13 protein-coding genes are annotated in these 15,641 nt (G+C 34.5%); 2 read left to right on the plus strand and 11 right to left on the minus strand.

What is annotated here, in order from left to right; translation table 11 throughout:
* Nucleotides 1–31 precede the first annotated feature (31 nt).
* From DMB71_RS20585 to DMB71_RS20605, 5 genes are all read right to left on the minus strand, one after another.
* Entirely contained in the window at nt 32–1,456 is a 1,425-nt protein-coding gene (locus tag DMB71_RS20585; RefSeq protein ID WP_111369456.1) for a SusD/RagB family nutrient-binding outer membrane lipoprotein, read from the minus strand.
* A 12-nt stretch (nt 1,457–1,468) separates the two neighbouring features.
* A complete protein-coding gene (locus DMB71_RS20590; RefSeq protein ID WP_111369458.1) occupies nt 1,469–4,660 on the minus strand; it encodes a SusC/RagA family TonB-linked outer membrane protein in 3,192 nt (1,063 codons plus the stop codon).
* A gap of 905 nt (nt 4,661–5,565) precedes the next feature.
* Nucleotides 5,566–6,009, minus strand: a complete 444-nt coding sequence (locus tag DMB71_RS20595) for a hypothetical protein (RefSeq protein ID WP_008463513.1) — start codon at nt 6,007–6,009, stop codon at nt 5,566–5,568.
* Nucleotides 6,010–6,192: 183 nt separating this feature from the next.
* On the minus strand, nt 6,193–6,828 hold the full coding sequence (locus DMB71_RS20600; RefSeq protein WP_111369460.1) for a hypothetical protein: 636 nt from the start codon (nt 6,826–6,828) through the stop codon (nt 6,193–6,195).
* Between the two features lie 201 nt (nt 6,829–7,029).
* Complete coding sequence (locus DMB71_RS20605; RefSeq protein WP_111369462.1) at nt 7,030–7,233, minus strand: hypothetical protein; 204 nt, start codon at nt 7,231–7,233, stop codon at nt 7,030–7,032.
* Between the two features lie 185 nt (nt 7,234–7,418).
* Between DMB71_RS20605 and DMB71_RS20610 the strand changes: the two genes are divergently transcribed.
* Together DMB71_RS20610 and DMB71_RS20615 are read left to right on the plus strand one after the other, a co-directional pair.
* Complete coding sequence (locus tag DMB71_RS20610; protein ID WP_111369464.1) at nt 7,419–8,834, plus strand: FAD-dependent oxidoreductase; 1,416 nt, start codon at nt 7,419–7,421, stop codon at nt 8,832–8,834.
* A gap of 417 nt (nt 8,835–9,251) precedes the next feature.
* Entirely contained in the window at nt 9,252–9,461 is a 210-nt protein-coding gene (locus DMB71_RS20615; RefSeq protein ID WP_111369466.1) for a hypothetical protein, read from the plus strand.
* 51 nt (nt 9,462–9,512) lie between these two features.
* Here the strand turns inward: DMB71_RS20615 and DMB71_RS20620 are convergent, their stop codons facing one another.
* The 6 genes from DMB71_RS20620 to DMB71_RS20645 form a co-directional block, all read right to left on the minus strand.
* A complete protein-coding gene (locus tag DMB71_RS20620) occupies nt 9,513–9,761 on the minus strand; it encodes a hypothetical protein (protein WP_111369468.1) in 249 nt (82 codons plus the stop codon).
* A 174-nt stretch (nt 9,762–9,935) separates the two neighbouring features.
* Nucleotides 9,936–10,955, minus strand: coding sequence for a cytochrome-c peroxidase (locus tag DMB71_RS20625; RefSeq protein WP_111369470.1), 1,020 nt, complete (start codon nt 10,953–10,955; stop codon nt 9,936–9,938).
* 58 nt (nt 10,956–11,013) lie between these two features.
* Nucleotides 11,014–11,880: an MbnP family protein gene (locus DMB71_RS20630; protein ID WP_111369472.1), complete on the minus strand. Its 867-nt coding sequence runs from the start codon at nt 11,878–11,880 to the stop codon at nt 11,014–11,016.
* 50 nt (nt 11,881–11,930) lie between these two features.
* Nucleotides 11,931–13,910, minus strand: coding sequence for a TonB-dependent receptor plug domain-containing protein (locus DMB71_RS20635; RefSeq protein ID WP_111369474.1), 1,980 nt, complete (start codon nt 13,908–13,910; stop codon nt 11,931–11,933).
* Between the two features lie 4 nt (nt 13,911–13,914).
* The gene (locus DMB71_RS20640) at nt 13,915–14,838 is read right to left on the minus strand and encodes a hypothetical protein (protein ID WP_111369476.1); all 924 of its coding nucleotides are present in this window, start codon (nt 14,836–14,838) and stop codon (nt 13,915–13,917) included.
* 309 nt (nt 14,839–15,147) lie between these two features.
* A complete protein-coding gene (locus DMB71_RS20645) occupies nt 15,148–15,525 on the minus strand; it encodes a hypothetical protein (protein WP_239453012.1) in 378 nt (125 codons plus the stop codon).
* Between the last annotated feature and the right edge of the window lie 116 nt (nt 15,526–15,641).

Genomic DNA, 15,641 nt, shown 5'->3' on the forward strand with positions numbered 1-15,641 from the left:
GCTTTTTTGACTCAAAAAAATAATAGATTTATTATTTCACATCAAACCACAATTTGGTTGTCAATAAATCTTTTCCTTGATTGGCAACAGCAGCTTGATAACTAGCTCCGTTAAGAGATTGTTCTGTTCCAGGATAGAAAAGACGAGAAGGAATTTTTCCGTCTAAAACAGTTGCTGGACCAGCTTTTAATACTGGATAATCCAATCTTCTCCATTCTGTAAAAGCATCAAGACCTTGCCCGAAGAACGCAATCCATTTTTGTGTACCGATTGATTTAGCATAGTTTGAAGCATCATATTTTACACTTGCCTGATTCAGATAAGTTGAAATTGTTGTTGGGTTTGTAACTCCAAACTGATTCAAAGAAGCCGTAATGGCATTATTATAATACTGTTCTGCATCACCAGAAATATAACCACGAGCCGCAGCTTCTGCCAAATTAAATAACGTTTCAGAGTATGAAGCAATTACAGCAGGCGAAGCTGATGTAAGGAAATAAGTTCCCGGTTTTGATGTTTTAGCAAAACCCTGACTGTTTGCATCACTGTTAGACAATCCGTTAGCTCCACCAACATATTTTACTACAGTTTTATCTGATGGCAATTGCGCAAAAATTGGCAAACGCGGATCTGATAATGCATATAATTGATCCACCATAGTTTTTGAAATACGGAAATCATCTCTCGTTTCAAACCAAGCTGATGCTGGATTTTGCTGTGGCGAACTTGTATAAGTGAACTTAAATGTCTCACTTTCACTGCTGATTACTCCTGCAGCATCGCTTGTTGCGTCAATCGCAGCTTGTTTTGCTAATGCAGGTTCTCTGTCTGAGATTCTCAATGCAATACGTAAACGAAGCGAATTCACAAATTTTTTCCATTTTGCTATATCACCTTTATAAACCAAATCTCCAGTAATAGAACCATTTGCAGCATTCAATAAAGATTGAGCTTGTTTCAAATCTTCAAGCAAACCTGTATAAACTTCTTTTTGCGTATTGTATGCTGGCGTTACTTTTTGCCCCGCTTCTTTGTACGGAATGCTTCCGTAAGCATCTGTCAGCAATAAAAATGTCCAAGAACGTAACGTTAATGCTATTCCTTTATAATTAGAATTAGCCTGTGCGTCCGAAAATTTCAAAATTGTATTCAAATCTGTAATCAGAGTTGCATATCCTGTATTCCACAATGAAGTAAACGAAGTGTTTGAAACATCGTATCTGTCTGGTTCTGTATATTGGATTTTTGCCCAATGCTGTGCAAATAGCAAAGTCGAGTTAAAGTTATTTGCATCCCCCCAATACAAATCTGCTCCTTGTTTTAAAGTTCCTGTCAGCAAATATGGCGCAAGCGGAGTTTCAGTTGCATTTGGGTTTTTATTTATATCGTCTAAAGTATCACTGCAAGAGCTCAGTGCCAATGCAAACAGTATTGTATATGATAGTTTTTTTAGCATGATTCCGAGTTTTTAAAATTTAACATTAAGGTTAAGACTGAAGTTTCTAGTTGTTGGCAACGCTAAACTTTCCAATCCTTGCGCATTTCCAGTATTGAAAGCCGTTTCAGGGTCAATATTTGGCGCATCTTTGTAGATAAAGAATAAGTTGCGTCCAGCAACAGTAATGCTTGCTCCTTCTAGTCCTAACTTTTTAACCAATTTTTTATCAACATTATAAGTTAGTTTTATCTCTCTCATTTTTACAAAAGTTGAGCTGTAGATATAAGCCTCGCTAATATTGTATGATGCTTTATAATATTCTTGTGCACTAATTACTTTATTGTTTGGCGTTCCGTCTGCAAATACACCTCCGAAAATCATTCCGTCATCATAAACCGTTACACCACTTGGAGCAGCTCCACCGCTTACCAAAGTTTTTGGGTTAGCCGTATTGTTTCCTGGATAATAGTAGCTCAAACCACCGTTTTCAGCACCACGTCCCGGAAGAGTCTGTGCTAAAACTCCTGTGTAATTTCCTGTTCTATTAGTTCCAGAGAAAAGTTCTCCGCCAACGCTAGCATCAACAAGGAACGAAAGCTCAAGATTTTTATAAGTCAAAGTATTTGTAAGACCTGCCAAATAATCTGGCGTATAATGTCCTAAAACTCTTTTTGTCGGATCTGCTTTTGGAAGACCGTTTGCTCCTACCACAATATTTCCGCTTGCATCGCGCTCATACGCTGTTCCGTAAAGTGCTCCGTAAGCTTGTCCTACAGATGCTAATACATCTACACCTCCAGAAGAACCAATTGTATAGTTTTTAATATCTCCAGCGTAATCTAGAATTTCTACTTTACTCTTATTTTTTGAATAATTTACAGCCACATTCCATTTGAAGTTTTCAGTTTGAACTGGATTTCCGTCCAATTGCACCTCAATACCTTGGTTGTTGATTTTCCCCGCATTGATTAACTGCGAATTATAACCGCTTGCCGCTGTAGTTTTGATTTCCAAAATTTGATCGAAACTATTTGTATTATAGTAGGCCACATCAAAATGAAGTCTATTTTTCCAGAAAGAAGCTTCAAGACCTACCTCTGTAGAACGAGTTGTTTCTGGTTTTAGGTTTTCATTCAATTTCTTTTGAGAAGAAGTCTGAATTGGGTTTCCGTCAAAAGCAGTTTGGAAATTATAAACCGTAGCCAATTGGTACGGATCTGCATCATTACCTACTTCAGACCATCCACCTCGAACTTTTAAGAAATCAAGTGTACTGCTCTTGATGTTTAATGCATCTGTTAAGACTACACTTCCGTTAAATGATGGATAGAAATAAGAACGGTTGCTGCTTGGCAATGTAGAAGACCAGTCATTACGCGCTGTAACGTTTAAGAAAGCATAGTTTCTAAATCCTATCTGAGCAGATGCATATAAACTGTAAACTCTTAATCTTGACAATGAGTTAGACGAAGTCAACGGATCTCTTGAGTTGGTTAAAGTATACAAATCTGGAACCGCTAAACGTGGCGCTTTCTGATAGTTATTAGCATCACTGTGATTACGAATATTGAAACCCGCCAGTGCATCTAAACTGATGTCATCATTAAGCTGTTTTGTATATTGAAATATACCTTCAGTATTTTGCTCATTTACAGTGTAAGCATCTTCTGCATACGATCCGAAAGGAGTTCCGTTTGTACCATACTTAATAGTATATTTTCTGCGGTCGTTATAATAGTCAACTCCTGTGCGGAATCTGAAGTTAAGTCCCTCAGCCAATTTCGCATCTAAGTGAACATCTCCAATTATACGGTTACGCTGTTGGCTTGTTGTATTGTAATACGCATTCCAATATGGGTTGCTGTAGTAACTGTTGTTCCAGTTAGTTGTCCAATCTTTATCAAGCTGATTGATGTCAACCTGACGTCCGAACCAAAGAAACTGAAGCATTACCCCTGCCGCACGCCCACCAGACGGACCTCCTGGCAATTGTGGAGCATTGGTTACAATATAATTAGCATTAACACCAACTTTCACATTTTCAGAAATCTGATAATTAGTATTAACCGTAAAGTTGGTTTTGTTTATTTCACTGTTAGGCACAGTTCCAAGCTGTTTCTGATTGTTTACACCTAAACGGAAATCTGATTTTTCGTTAGATTTTGCGATAGAAACGCTATTGTCATACGTAAGTCCAGTGTTGAAGAAATCTTTCACATTGTTTGGATGTGCTACAAAAGGCACAGCTTCTCCTTTAGAATAAAATTGCGGAATAAGACGCCCGTCCAATCTTGGTCCCCAGCTTTCGTCAACTCCATCATTAACTCCTCCTCCTTTTCCGTCTACGTAACTGAATCTTCCATTAGAACCTTGTCCGAAACTATTCTGGAAAGAAGGTAAAGTAGCCACTTGAGAAACAGTTATACCAGTATTAAAAGTAACCCCATATCCTGATTTTTGTCCTTTCCCAGATTTTGTAGTAATAAGCACTACACCATGCGCAGCACGCGATCCGTAAAGCGCGGCAGCATTTGGCCCTTTCAAAACGGTTAAAGTTTCAATGTCCTGCGGATTTAAATCGGCAATTGCATTTCTGAAATCACGTGTAGCTCCTCCATAGTTCAATTGTGAGTTATCTACAGGAACTCCGTCTACCACAAAAAGCGGCTGGTTGTTTCCTGCAATAGAAGTTTCTCCACGAATAATAATACGCGAAGATCCCATATCTCCTTGTGAATTGGTAATACGAACACCCGCCAGTTTACCTGAAAGGCCATTCAAAAAGTTGGTTTCTTTTGTAGTCGCCAATTCTTTTCCTTTCAATGCTTGAGTCGTATATCCTAGAGATTTCTTTTCTTTAGAAATTCCAAGTGCCGTAACCACTACTTCAGATAATGCATTTTGTTCTTCTGTAAGACTAATAGTTATAGCGTTTTTATTTACGACAACTTCTTCTTTCTTATATCCTAAATAACTAATTAAAAGTGTGTAAGGGAATTTTTGTCCTGTTTGGAAGAAAAATTTTCCATCTGTATCTGTGATAACACCATGTGTAGTTCCTTTAATAGTTACCGAAGCCCCAATAATTGGCTCTTTTGTAACAGCATCGACTACGGTTCCTTCCAGTTTAGATTGAATTAAAGGCTTAGTATCTTGAGCTTTAACTCCTATGGAAATCAATAAAATACATAGCCAAGCATATCTTTTTAATTTTATTTTCATTACTTTGTTTTAGTTTAATAAATAAGGCGAGCCTGGAACAGTTTTATACTATTCTTGCTTTCCTTTTAGAGATGACAATTTCTTTAAACTCAGACCATTTCTGCTGCAACAGAAATGGTTTTTCTTTTTTATCTGCAGCACATTCGTTTTTTCATTTTTACTTTTTTTTAGATTATTATTTTATTTGGCCTATACAATTTTTACCCTTTTTCAGGATAGTGTTATTAAAAATTTACAAATGAATTTAAAAAGAGGAATTTTAACCGTAGTGATGCATAAGGTGCAAATGTCTTATGCTTTATATTTCTGAAAATGAAATGGTAAGGTTTTAATCTCTGTATTTCTAACTAATTTTTAAACTCTACTAATTTGATAGAACAAAAGTATGTTAAAAATTTTAGTTCCCAAATTTTAATTAAACTTTTTGCAAAAAAAATGTTAATCCGCATAAACAAAGAACCTTAAACAACTAAAAACAAAACAGTTATAAAAAATGTAGTTTTTTGCGGTTTTATAAGAATTGTACTAAAAGCCCACTATTTTCAAAGGATAGTTCAATCAGATAGGCTACTTTAATATGCATAAATCTGATCAAATCTGCGAGAGTTATTTTAATAGAATTGATGGCCGAAGAAAAAATAGCGAAGTTTTATTTATTGCTCCTAGTTTCAACTAGGGGATTTTTTTAGAAATTGTCAATTGATGGCTTTAGCCAAAATTGCTGGTTTCTTTGTGTCTTTTTTATTGAAACCAGTGGTTATCTTCTAAACTTTGAGAAGTTTGGCTAAAGCCATTTCAAGCTAATTTTATCTACCTCCATCTAAAGATGGAGGCAATTTAATTTTTTATAAAAAAAAAGCTCCAAGATCATAAGACCTTGGAGCTTCTATTTTAGTATTGGAATATTACAATTCGTTAAACTCGTGTAATGATTTCAATGTAGTTTCATAAAATAAAATTGCTGCGATAAGATTTCCTTTATCAGAATACGGCATCATTTTTCTTTGGAAATCTACTGTAGTATCTAAGAAAACAGTTGTTCCTTCTGCCTGTCCATCTAATATTTTTTTGTTTTCACTAGTGTCTGGAATACCTAAATCAGCCATTGTTACACCAGGTTTAGTAACCAAAGCAATGTAAGGAAGTGTTTTTACTAGAACTTTAATACGTTCAATGTACAATTCTAAAAGTTCTCCTTTTTGCATACCGCTTAATTCTTTTTGGTCATGGTATTTACGGATTAAGGCTGTTGTACTAATGATACTTCTTGGTGCATTTTTTGCCTGTGCAGAAACGGCAGCAGTTGTCAAGAAGAAAAGGACACATAATAAAATAATCTTGCTCTTCATTTTCTTAATAGATTTGGTTCTTGAATAAAAACAAAAATATATAAATTATGTTAAAATGCAACTTTTATAAATTCTTTTTCACAATAAAATTATAATTGTTACGTTGCGATAAGGAAAAGATTACAGCAAAAACTGAATTTTTGGCTATTTCAGCACATTTTTCCAAAAGTTAATTTTACTGTTTTACGACTTAATTATTCTGAAACGGCTCGGATATTTAATCCATAAGCTCTTTTTGTTTCCATAATAATCCATAAATTCTCCGCAAACAAAAACAGCATGCACTTTTGACCAAGCCACAACACCGCAATAATCTGTTCCAGATTCTTTTTTAAGCTTTTGAATCTGTTTGCCTAATGCAAATCCGAGATATTTGTAAATAGTTGGAGTATAAACTGTACCATCTTCTAAATCTTCCAAGGCTTTATCAAAGGTAGATTCTCTATCAATAATTTGTTTGTATTTTGCCATTACCGCATAAGTCAATTCTGCATAATCGGTAATTTTCTCGCTGTCGCAATTGTCTTTAATATAAACAAAACCTGCTGATTGTTTTGCCTTATTTATTTCAGTACTGTTCAGATTGAATGAGGCATTGTTCTTTAAAGTAATTTTATATAAATCGTCGTTTAGCTTTTCGCTCACAAAAAGATTATCTAATCCGTAGACATTTAAAGAAGCTTTAATAAAAGCTATAGATGAACAATTGGTGCGTTCACCTTGTTTAAAACTTTCGAATATTTTATCAGAACTCAACTGAGCGAATGCATTTGAACAGACAAACATTAAAAGTAAAAAAACTGAAGTAACCGATTTCATGCCTTGTATTATATATTGTTTCTCAATTATTATTTGAGAGATTCTAATAGATTTTTACAAATCTATAAAAATCATGTCATATTTTTTACTTCTTAACCTTTATCTCTTGAAAAAAGTGATTATAAAAATATAAAATGGATTTTTCTACGAAGAAATAAGCACAAAAAAAACACCTCAAATAAAACTTGAGGCGTTTTTACATTATTTTTTTTCTTTATTATTCAACTTATCATCTAGTTCAGGTTCTTCTCCTTTGAACTTTTTAGTATCAGCATCATAATTTTCATCATTTGTCAGCACTTCATCATGCTCTTTATATTGATGTTTTCTCATATCATTTCTATGATCTCCTCCGCCCTGTTCTTTAGGATTCGGATTTTTCTGGGTTTGATTATTCTTTTCCATAATTTATTCGTTTTTAAATGATTATTAAAATTAACGCATCTACAACTGGCTCGCTTATACAATCATTTTTAAAAATTATAAAATAATCCTATAACATATTGTAAATCAAACCTTATTAAAGATTAACGATTTATTCTGACAACATTTAGCTATTTTTGCAACTTTAAAGTAAGCTACAACAGATTATGTGGACTATATGCCATGAATGCCAGGGACTGGGCAAAATAAATCGCGGACTTAGTAAAAAAGTGCAACGCCGTTATAAAACGGAATTGGCTTTATATGAGAATAAGCAAACTAATGTTGCTCCAATACGTCCCAAGGCACATTTGCATTTATGCCAAAATTGTTCTGGGTCTGGATTAATGCAATCTGAAAAGTATCTTGAACCCGATCTTACTAAACCGCATGTTGCCATTATTGGCGCAGGTATTGGTGGTGTTGCATTGGCCGTGGCTTGTTTACACCGCGGAATTCCTTTTACAATCTATGAAAGAGATAGCGATTTTAATGCCAGATCTCAAGGCTACGGACTTACTTTACAACAAGCCAGCAAAGCCATGAAAGGCTTAGGAATTACTTCTCTCAACGGTGTAATTTCGACAAAACATATCGTACACAATACTGCGGGAAAAATATTAGGCGAATGGGGAACCAGAAAATGGCTAGAAACCGCCATTAAATCACCCACAAAACGCACCAACATACATATTGCAAGACAATCGCTTCGATTGGCACTTTTGGAACAGCTTGGAGCTAATAATGTACAATGGGGACATCAATTAATAAATCTAAGAGAATTTGAAAATGGTGTTGAACTAAATTTTCAGACAAATGGAGAAATAAAAACCACAAAAGCCGATCTTGTTGTAGGCGCAGATGGCATAAGAAGCGCCGTTAGAAAACTCATAATTGGCGAAGAAGCAACACCTCTTCGTTACTTAGATTGTATTGTAATCTTAGGAATCTGTCCTTTAAGTTCTCTAGAAGGACTTTCAAGTGATTTACTAGATGGCGCAACGATATTTCAGACTGCCAACGGAAATGAGCGTATTTACGTAATGCCTTATACAGCAGATTCTGTTATGTGGCAACTTAGTTTTCCGATGTCTGAAGAAGAAGCCAAAGAGCTAAGTGCTAAAGGACCGCAAGCCTTAAAAGAAGAAGCTTGCCGACGAACGCAATGGCACGCTCCTATTCCTCAGATTTTAGAAGCAACGCAAAAAAATCTAATCTCTGGATATCCTGTTTATGATCGCGAATTATTGAATGCAGTATTACTAGAAAAAAATCAGAATATTACCTTAATCGGCGATGCGGCACATCCGATGAGTCCGTTTAAAGGACAAGGCGCCAATCAAGCTTTATTGGATGCTTTAAAATTGGCTAGAAAAATTTCGAAAGGCTGTAATGCAAAGTCAAAATGGAAAGAAAGAGGATTGAGAGAATGTGTATTAAACGAATTTGAAGCTGAAATGCTCGAACGAAGTGCAGCAAAAGTACAAGGTTCTGCAGATGCCGCTCAGTTTTTACATTCTGAAATCATACTTCAAGAAGGCGACGAACCGCGAGGACGATGCCTTAAGAGAAAGAAAGATTAAAGATTAGAGACGAAAGACGAAAGATTAAAAAAGAGGCTGCCTCAAAAGTACAATCATTTTGAGTTAACAGGTTATCTATAAAATTATTATATTAGCAAACCCCAGCGTGGTAAAATATTTATAGAATTTTCAATAAGACAAATAAAATAGCTCCAGAGGAGCGACATATAGGATTGTGAAAAATATGTCGCTCCTCTGGAGCTTTTTATATTGTAAAAACATTCTTGGCTATAGATATTCAGCTTCTCCGAAGCTTAAAAAAGAAAGAGCTATCCTTTGAGACAGCTTTTTATAGAACTAATTTTCAACCATATACATGAAAATTAAACAATAATTTAATATTATTTTATAACTAAATCACATATGAGATTTTTAATTTTATAATCTCATTTACAAACAATTATAAAAAATCACGTCATGGAAAATTTACAAATAAATTTCAGTCCAAACAATGAAACCTGTACAGACCGAACTTTGGTTTGTAATGGTGACAATAATGAATTAATATTCCGTAAAACTTATGTAGGAGATTGGGGAGACTGGGATGAGAAACCAGAAGATGCTTTACAAGACAAACCTTTTTATCTGGATCAAAATACAAGTTTTACAAGTGTAAATGCAGTTTAAAATCAAACTGTTTAAATCTATTTTAGCAATACAATTGTGTAATCTATCAAATTATGCTAGAACACTAATTGTATTGCTTAAATTTTCTTTGTTTATAAAATCCAAAATAAATTCTTTTACTTCGTTGCTTGCTTCAGTTTTGGTTGCAAACGAATTAATATAAAATTCATCGTCCTTATCGCTAATATGGATAATTTCTGTGTAGCCTTTGGTTATTAAACTGCCTTTGAGCTTAATTACATTTACTTGCTGCTTCCCATCAAGTTCCTTACGAACCTGTAATTTTATAGCTCTTTCCATATTCAAATACTTTTAAATAATTAACTATCATTCAGTTACTAAATTTAAAACATTTAATCTATCGAAATCAGATTTTAACACTATCCGCAACGTATTATTTATCAACATATTATAAACATTCTTTCTTTTTTATAAAAGAAATGCCAGATATCAATAAAATCAGGCGTTTCGAGATTAGTTGCCAGTAAAATCTTTGTCGCTTAAGGTTTTCATAAACTCAATAAGGTTATCTTTTTCCAGTTCTGTAAGCGGAATTCTGTTTCCATTATTTTTAAAAATAGGATCTAGATTTTCTGCTTCCAAAACACCATTATCAAAATAATCCAAAACCGATTTTAAAGTAGCAAACTGACCAAAACTTCCGTAAGGTGCAGTATATTCAACATTTCGTAAACTAGGAACTCTAAAATTCATAAAATCAGACGGAATTCCGGTAACTCTGCCTCTTCCTGCTTCATTAGAATCTATGTTTAACGGAAACCCAATATTTCTAAAACTCTGGTCTGTAAACAATTCTGTGCTATGACAGCTGGCGCATTTCTGCTGAAATGTTACATAACCTGCTGCTTCCCTTTCTGTAAAAGATTGGCCTTCTTTCCGTTTTACTTTATCATATTTGCTGTTAGCAGAAATTAAAGTGTATTCAAACTGAGCAATACTTTTATAAATCCTGTCCGCAGTAATTTCTTGATCTTCAAATGCTTTTTTAAATAAATCTTTATAAGAAGCATCATCTTTAATTTTTCCGATCACTTCCAGAATCGAAGAATCCATTTCTTCGTGCGTGATAATTGGTACTAATGGCTGTGTTTCTAACTGTAGTCTGCTTCCGTCCCAATTAAAAAACTTTAGAAACATCAAATTCTGAAGCGGTGGTGCATTTCTTAGTCCAACTCTTCCTTCAATGCCTATTGCTCGCGCATTATGATCTGCAAAAGCATTCGCTTGGATATGACAGCTTGCACACGAAATTGTATTGTCTGCGCTAAATCTTTTGTCAGAGAAAAGTTTTTCACCCAATTCAACTCCATATTTTGTAGGCTTGTTCAAACTCACGTAACTGTTTACTTCTGGAAAATCAGTCGGAATAGGCAACGCAAGTTCAGGATTATCAAAATAAGTTTCATCAGAATCACTACTGCTACAAGAAGCGAAAAAGATTACGATTATGATAAAGCCAACTATTTTTTTCATTTTAATGAATTTTAAAATAGAGCCGTCTTTTTAATTTCAGACGGCTCTGAAATATGATTTAGTTTTCTACACTAGTAACAGAAAACATTCCTGAAATATCATTTGTTCCGTTTCCTCCCAGATTATCCACAAATTTTGCCATTTGCGCAGCAGTATGAACATTTGGAGTAGCATTATCGCTCATTCCTTCCCCTGTTGATAATGTTATGGTATTGATCTTACCGCTCAATAATTTATCAAAATCAGCTTTAATTTTGATTTTTGGAGCCTTACTTCCTACTACTGCATTTGCTGTAAGATTTAATGTAATATCTCTATAAGCATTTACGCCTTGTTTGTATGCGCCCTCTTCTCCGGCAACAGTACTTCCCGTGTGAATAGACATTACTTTATTATCAACATCATAAAAGCCCTCCACTTTTGCAAAACGGTATCCTGTTCCCCACTCCCACATCATTTTTGTATCATTTGCTCCTGCTGTAACATAGAATTTAGGAAATCTTGTCTGATCCAGAGTGTTTTGCTCCGTTTTTATACCCAAACCAAATTTAATCTGCTTATACGTTGCAGATGGCACATTGCTTAAAACATAGTTTAGTGATGCCGCTTTTGCCTGATCGATTACTGTTGCGCCTTTATCTAAATCATTTACATTGTAAGGGACTTCACTTCCATCGTCTTTAATAAGACGGATATTGCTGATGACATATTTCACCTCAGAGAAATGGTGAATTTGTCCAGCTGCTGAAGTATTTGTCGTTGCAGAAGTCGAAGTTGCGTCTCCTAAAACAATTGTCTTGTCTTTGAAGGTATTATTGAATTCCAATGTTAGGTTGTTTGCTGCGGGATTATCGTCATCACTTGAACATGATACAAATGCTAAAGCAACTACTGATAATAAAAGGTATTTTTTTAAAGTTTTCATATTGTGATTTAATTTATTGTGTTTAAATTCTATTTTTACGTTTTTCTAATTTAGAAATTCAATTTTAAAGACGTGAAAATATTACGTCCCATTCTTGGGATATTTCCCCAGTCAGCGTAAGTGCTATAATATTCATTTAACAAATTCTCAGCGCCAATCTGGATCGTGCTTCTTACTTTATTGATTCTAAAAGAATAATCGGCAGAAATATTCCAAATGGCATAAGCTGCAGTCAGATCTTCTCCGTATTCGGGACTATAATTAATCTGTTCAAAATCTCCATTTACAGAAGTCTGGATTCCGAAATTTTTATACATATAATGCAATGAAGTCAAATAACTTAACGGACGTATGAATGGTAGATTTCCTCCTTTATTGTCCATTCCGCGAGCATAAGTAAGCGTTCCTTTCCAATGAAGATGCTCCAAAATATCATAACTCACATTGGCAGACATATTTAAAAGCGTGGCATAATCTAATGTAGTATAACCTTTTACGCCAACTGACTGATAATTCATCGGACTTCCTAAACTCAAGATTTTTCCAATAATATAATTGTCAATGTAGAAATAGTTTATTTTTCCCTGAATGCTTAATCGTTCGTTTTTAAAACCTGCACTTGCATTTCCTTCGTACGAAATTTCGTTTTTCAGATTTGGATCTCCGATATAATCATAACGATCAAAACTATTGTAAATGTAATATCCGTAACCTTCAGAAACAGAAGGCGCTCTATGTCCGTAACCCGTTCCTATAGAGAAATTAAACTGATCTATATTTAACTGATAACTCGCATTTAAGCTTGGCAAGAATCTCGTTTTTTCCTGTGGTGCGCCTGGGTGAAAAATCCAGTTGAACTCTATATATTTAGAATAATTGTAGTTCACACCCAAAGAACCGCCTAAATTTACCGTACTTTTCTCCGAAAGTTCCCAAGAATTATTCATAGAAAGTCCAGCAAAACGTGTAGTAACCCAAGGCCAGCTGTACGCAAACATCGTTCTTTCGCTTCGATCCTGCGGATACATACGCATTTCTGCAATCGACAAATTATCGTAAGCATTCATCTGAATTTCAGACGAATAATTATTCTTTCTTAAATTGGCTTTAGAAACTAATCCGTAAGTCGTGCTCCAGCCCGGCATATCCATGTGAACCAAGTTTTCAGGACGCGTAGTATCATCCATATAATGCTCGATTGCATTAAAATATACTTTTGTATCTACTACTCTAACCAAACCTTCTTCGAACAATTGTTTATAAGAAGCTGACGTAATTAATGCCCGCGAAAGCCATAAATCCATTGGCAAAGCGGGATAACCTACGTCTTTTGCCACATCAAAAATCGCGTCCAATCGTAACGACGATAAATCGCTGGTTTTATAAGCCAATCCCAATGAAGTGTTGAATTTATGGTATTGCGAATGTTTCACTTCATTGTTATTTCCATCAGAATAATTATCGGCTGTTCGGTACGAAATACTTCCGTCAGCCACAAATTTAGTTCCTGCATAAGAGATGTTTCCTAAATTGAAAAACTGTTTATTATTAAACTCAAATCCTGTTTGATACGCTCCATTCCATTTCTTTTGAAGTCCAAATGGCGTGCTTTTTCTTTTTAAATCGATGCTTCCTGCAATGGTAGATCCGTGCAGACTTCCTTCTTGTCCCGATTTAATATCGATTGCCGCGAGATTATTGCTTTCTACATAAGACGTAATTGGATCCATTTTATCAGTACAAGCGCCAAAAACGTGCATTCCGTCAATGGTAACCGTTGAGCGTTCTGTGCTCATATTGTTCAACAAAGGTTCCCACGCATAAGCTCCTCGTTTTATAAAACTGATATTTTCAGATGATGACAAAAATTCATCAACAGAAACAGCTATTTTCATTTCTGTCTCAATTTTCTTTTTCGTCCTATTTTTTACTGTTACTTCTTCTAAGTTTTTGATGCTGTCGTGATGTGCATGCTGATTTTGAGCTGTTACTGACATTCCCAAAAAAAGCAGCATTATAATATATTTCATGTTGTTAGAATAAAGTATCAATATATAGTTCGCTTTTCACGCCTTCTACTCCTGGCGTATGATCAGTTGGAACTACGGTTCCTTTTACGATTAATCCGTTTTGATTCATCATAATTAAATTCAATGTCCAGTTTCCTGTCATCGTGTAATTAACCACACCATGATACAAACCATCATTTTCTTGAACCAAATCTTTATTATTTGGCGAAGAATGATTTCCCATTGATGGCTCAGGCATTCTAGGATCAAGCTTTAAAGTATAGCCCATAACTTCTGAATACGAAAACTGAGTTGGATCTGGAAAAGTTCCCGCTGGAGTTGTTGGTTTATTGTATTTATAAACCCCAGCCACAAGCGAATTTTCTGAAACTGTTGGTTTTTGAGGCGAAATCAAGGCAATTATGTATTGTTCTCCATCGCTTCCTGCAAAAGCCGTCATATTAAGATTCTTATTGGTTTGTTGTGCTACAGAAACATCTTTAGTAATCTCAAACTTTTGGTTATCAGCCGTAAAACTGATGTACAATTTCCAGCTTGCCGTAGTTGAGCTTTCGCCAGTAAAAACAGAATATCCACCATAATATTTATTTGCAGTATTATATGTCATATTATACTCATGCGGACATGAACTTTTACTTCCGTCAGCATTACTCAAAATTGGGAGAAAAGTTACTGTTGAGGAATTCACTTCCTGATTGTTTTGAGTGTTGACAATTTTTAAGTGAAGTTCATTATATCCTTTATAAAATGTTCCGTTTAAGGCATCTATAGTAATCTTGTAGCTTCCGCTGATAAACGAAGTCGCTTCTTTAAATACGTAATTCTCAGGAACCTCAGAACCAGTTTCAGCTTCGTAATCTGTTTTATCAATTGTACAGGAACTAACCGCAAATAATAGCGCGATTATCCAAAAATTAAAAGATTTCATTCGATGATGTTATAAAAAAAAATTAAAAAATAGCCTTTTGATATATTTTTTTTAATATCAAAAAAAGTGTGAATGCGTCAAAAGAATGGCAATGTAAATGAAAATGTAAAAGTTTTCTTTTTCAATTACAAAAGAAGATCAGAATCAGTTTTAGAAAAATAAATTGAGTAATTTTAACTCAAAATCAAAATGTTAGCACAAATAAAATGCTCCAACAAAACATTTTGAAATTTCAAATTTCAGAATTGGAATTTGGTCCCGAAACTTCGGGATAAAATTGAAATTTATTAAGTAACCGAATTTTAATCCTTACACTGTATAGAGCGGAGGATGAAAAGTAAGATTAGAAGCCCCGATTGGTTTCTTTTCAAATAAAATAGAAGAATTCTCTTTTGATTCGATAACAGGAATTACTCTGAAATTGATTTCAGCACTATTTTGAATATACACAAGCTCTAATTTATCTTTTAGACTATCCTGCATTTTTCGTTCGTTATCAGAGTATTTTTTAATGCTTTTTTGAAGTTCGCAACGACCGTTACAGCTATTAAAAGCTTGTTTACGTTGAACGCAAATGGTTTTAGCAATTTCTTTTTGATTGATTTTAAAAGAAGCATAAACGAACAAGCTGCCAAAAGATGGCGACAGAATTAAAATAGAAAGTGCTATGATGATTACCCTTTTCAATTGCTTGTTCAAATAGTTGCTGGCAAAAGTACATACTATTTTGTATTTATTTTAAAGCATTTATCATTTTTTATTCGATAAATCGTATTCAATCCTATCTGTAAAAAAGCGACCTG

Source organism: Flavobacterium tistrianum, from assembly GCF_003254545.1.
Taxonomy (GTDB): domain Bacteria; phylum Bacteroidota; class Bacteroidia; order Flavobacteriales; family Flavobacteriaceae; genus Flavobacterium; species Flavobacterium tistrianum.

What these genes read in the sequence shown, in the direction of transcription:
- DMB71_RS20585 (WP_111369456.1), bottom strand. Translation starts at nt 1,456, where the DNA reads ATGCTAAAAAAACTATCATATACAATACTGTTTGCATTGGCACTGAGC.
- DMB71_RS20590 (WP_111369458.1), bottom strand. Translation starts at nt 4,660, where the DNA reads ATGAAAATAAAATTAAAAAGATATGCTTGGCTATGTATTTTATTGATT.
- DMB71_RS20595 (WP_008463513.1), bottom strand. Translation starts at nt 6,009, where the DNA reads ATGAAGAGCAAGATTATTTTATTATGTGTCCTTTTCTTCTTGACAACT.
- DMB71_RS20600 (WP_111369460.1), bottom strand. Translation starts at nt 6,828, where the DNA reads ATGAAATCGGTTACTTCAGTTTTTTTACTTTTAATGTTTGTCTGTTCA.
- DMB71_RS20605 (WP_111369462.1), bottom strand. Translation starts at nt 7,233, where the DNA reads ATGGAAAAGAATAATCAAACCCAGAAAAATCCGAATCCTAAAGAACAG.
- DMB71_RS20610 (WP_111369464.1), top strand. Translation starts at nt 7,419, where the DNA reads ATGTGGACTATATGCCATGAATGCCAGGGACTGGGCAAAATAAATCGC.
- DMB71_RS20615 (WP_111369466.1), top strand. Translation starts at nt 9,252, where the DNA reads ATGGAAAATTTACAAATAAATTTCAGTCCAAACAATGAAACCTGTACA.
- DMB71_RS20620 (WP_111369468.1), bottom strand. Translation starts at nt 9,761, where the DNA reads ATGGAAAGAGCTATAAAATTACAGGTTCGTAAGGAACTTGATGGGAAG.
- DMB71_RS20625 (WP_111369470.1), bottom strand. Translation starts at nt 10,955, where the DNA reads ATGAAAAAAATAGTTGGCTTTATCATAATCGTAATCTTTTTCGCTTCT.
- DMB71_RS20630 (WP_111369472.1), bottom strand. Translation starts at nt 11,880, where the DNA reads ATGAAAACTTTAAAAAAATACCTTTTATTATCAGTAGTTGCTTTAGCA.
- DMB71_RS20635 (WP_111369474.1), bottom strand. Translation starts at nt 13,910, where the DNA reads ATGAAATATATTATAATGCTGCTTTTTTTGGGAATGTCAGTAACAGCT.
- DMB71_RS20640 (WP_111369476.1), bottom strand. Translation starts at nt 14,838, where the DNA reads ATGAAATCTTTTAATTTTTGGATAATCGCGCTATTATTTGCGGTTAGT.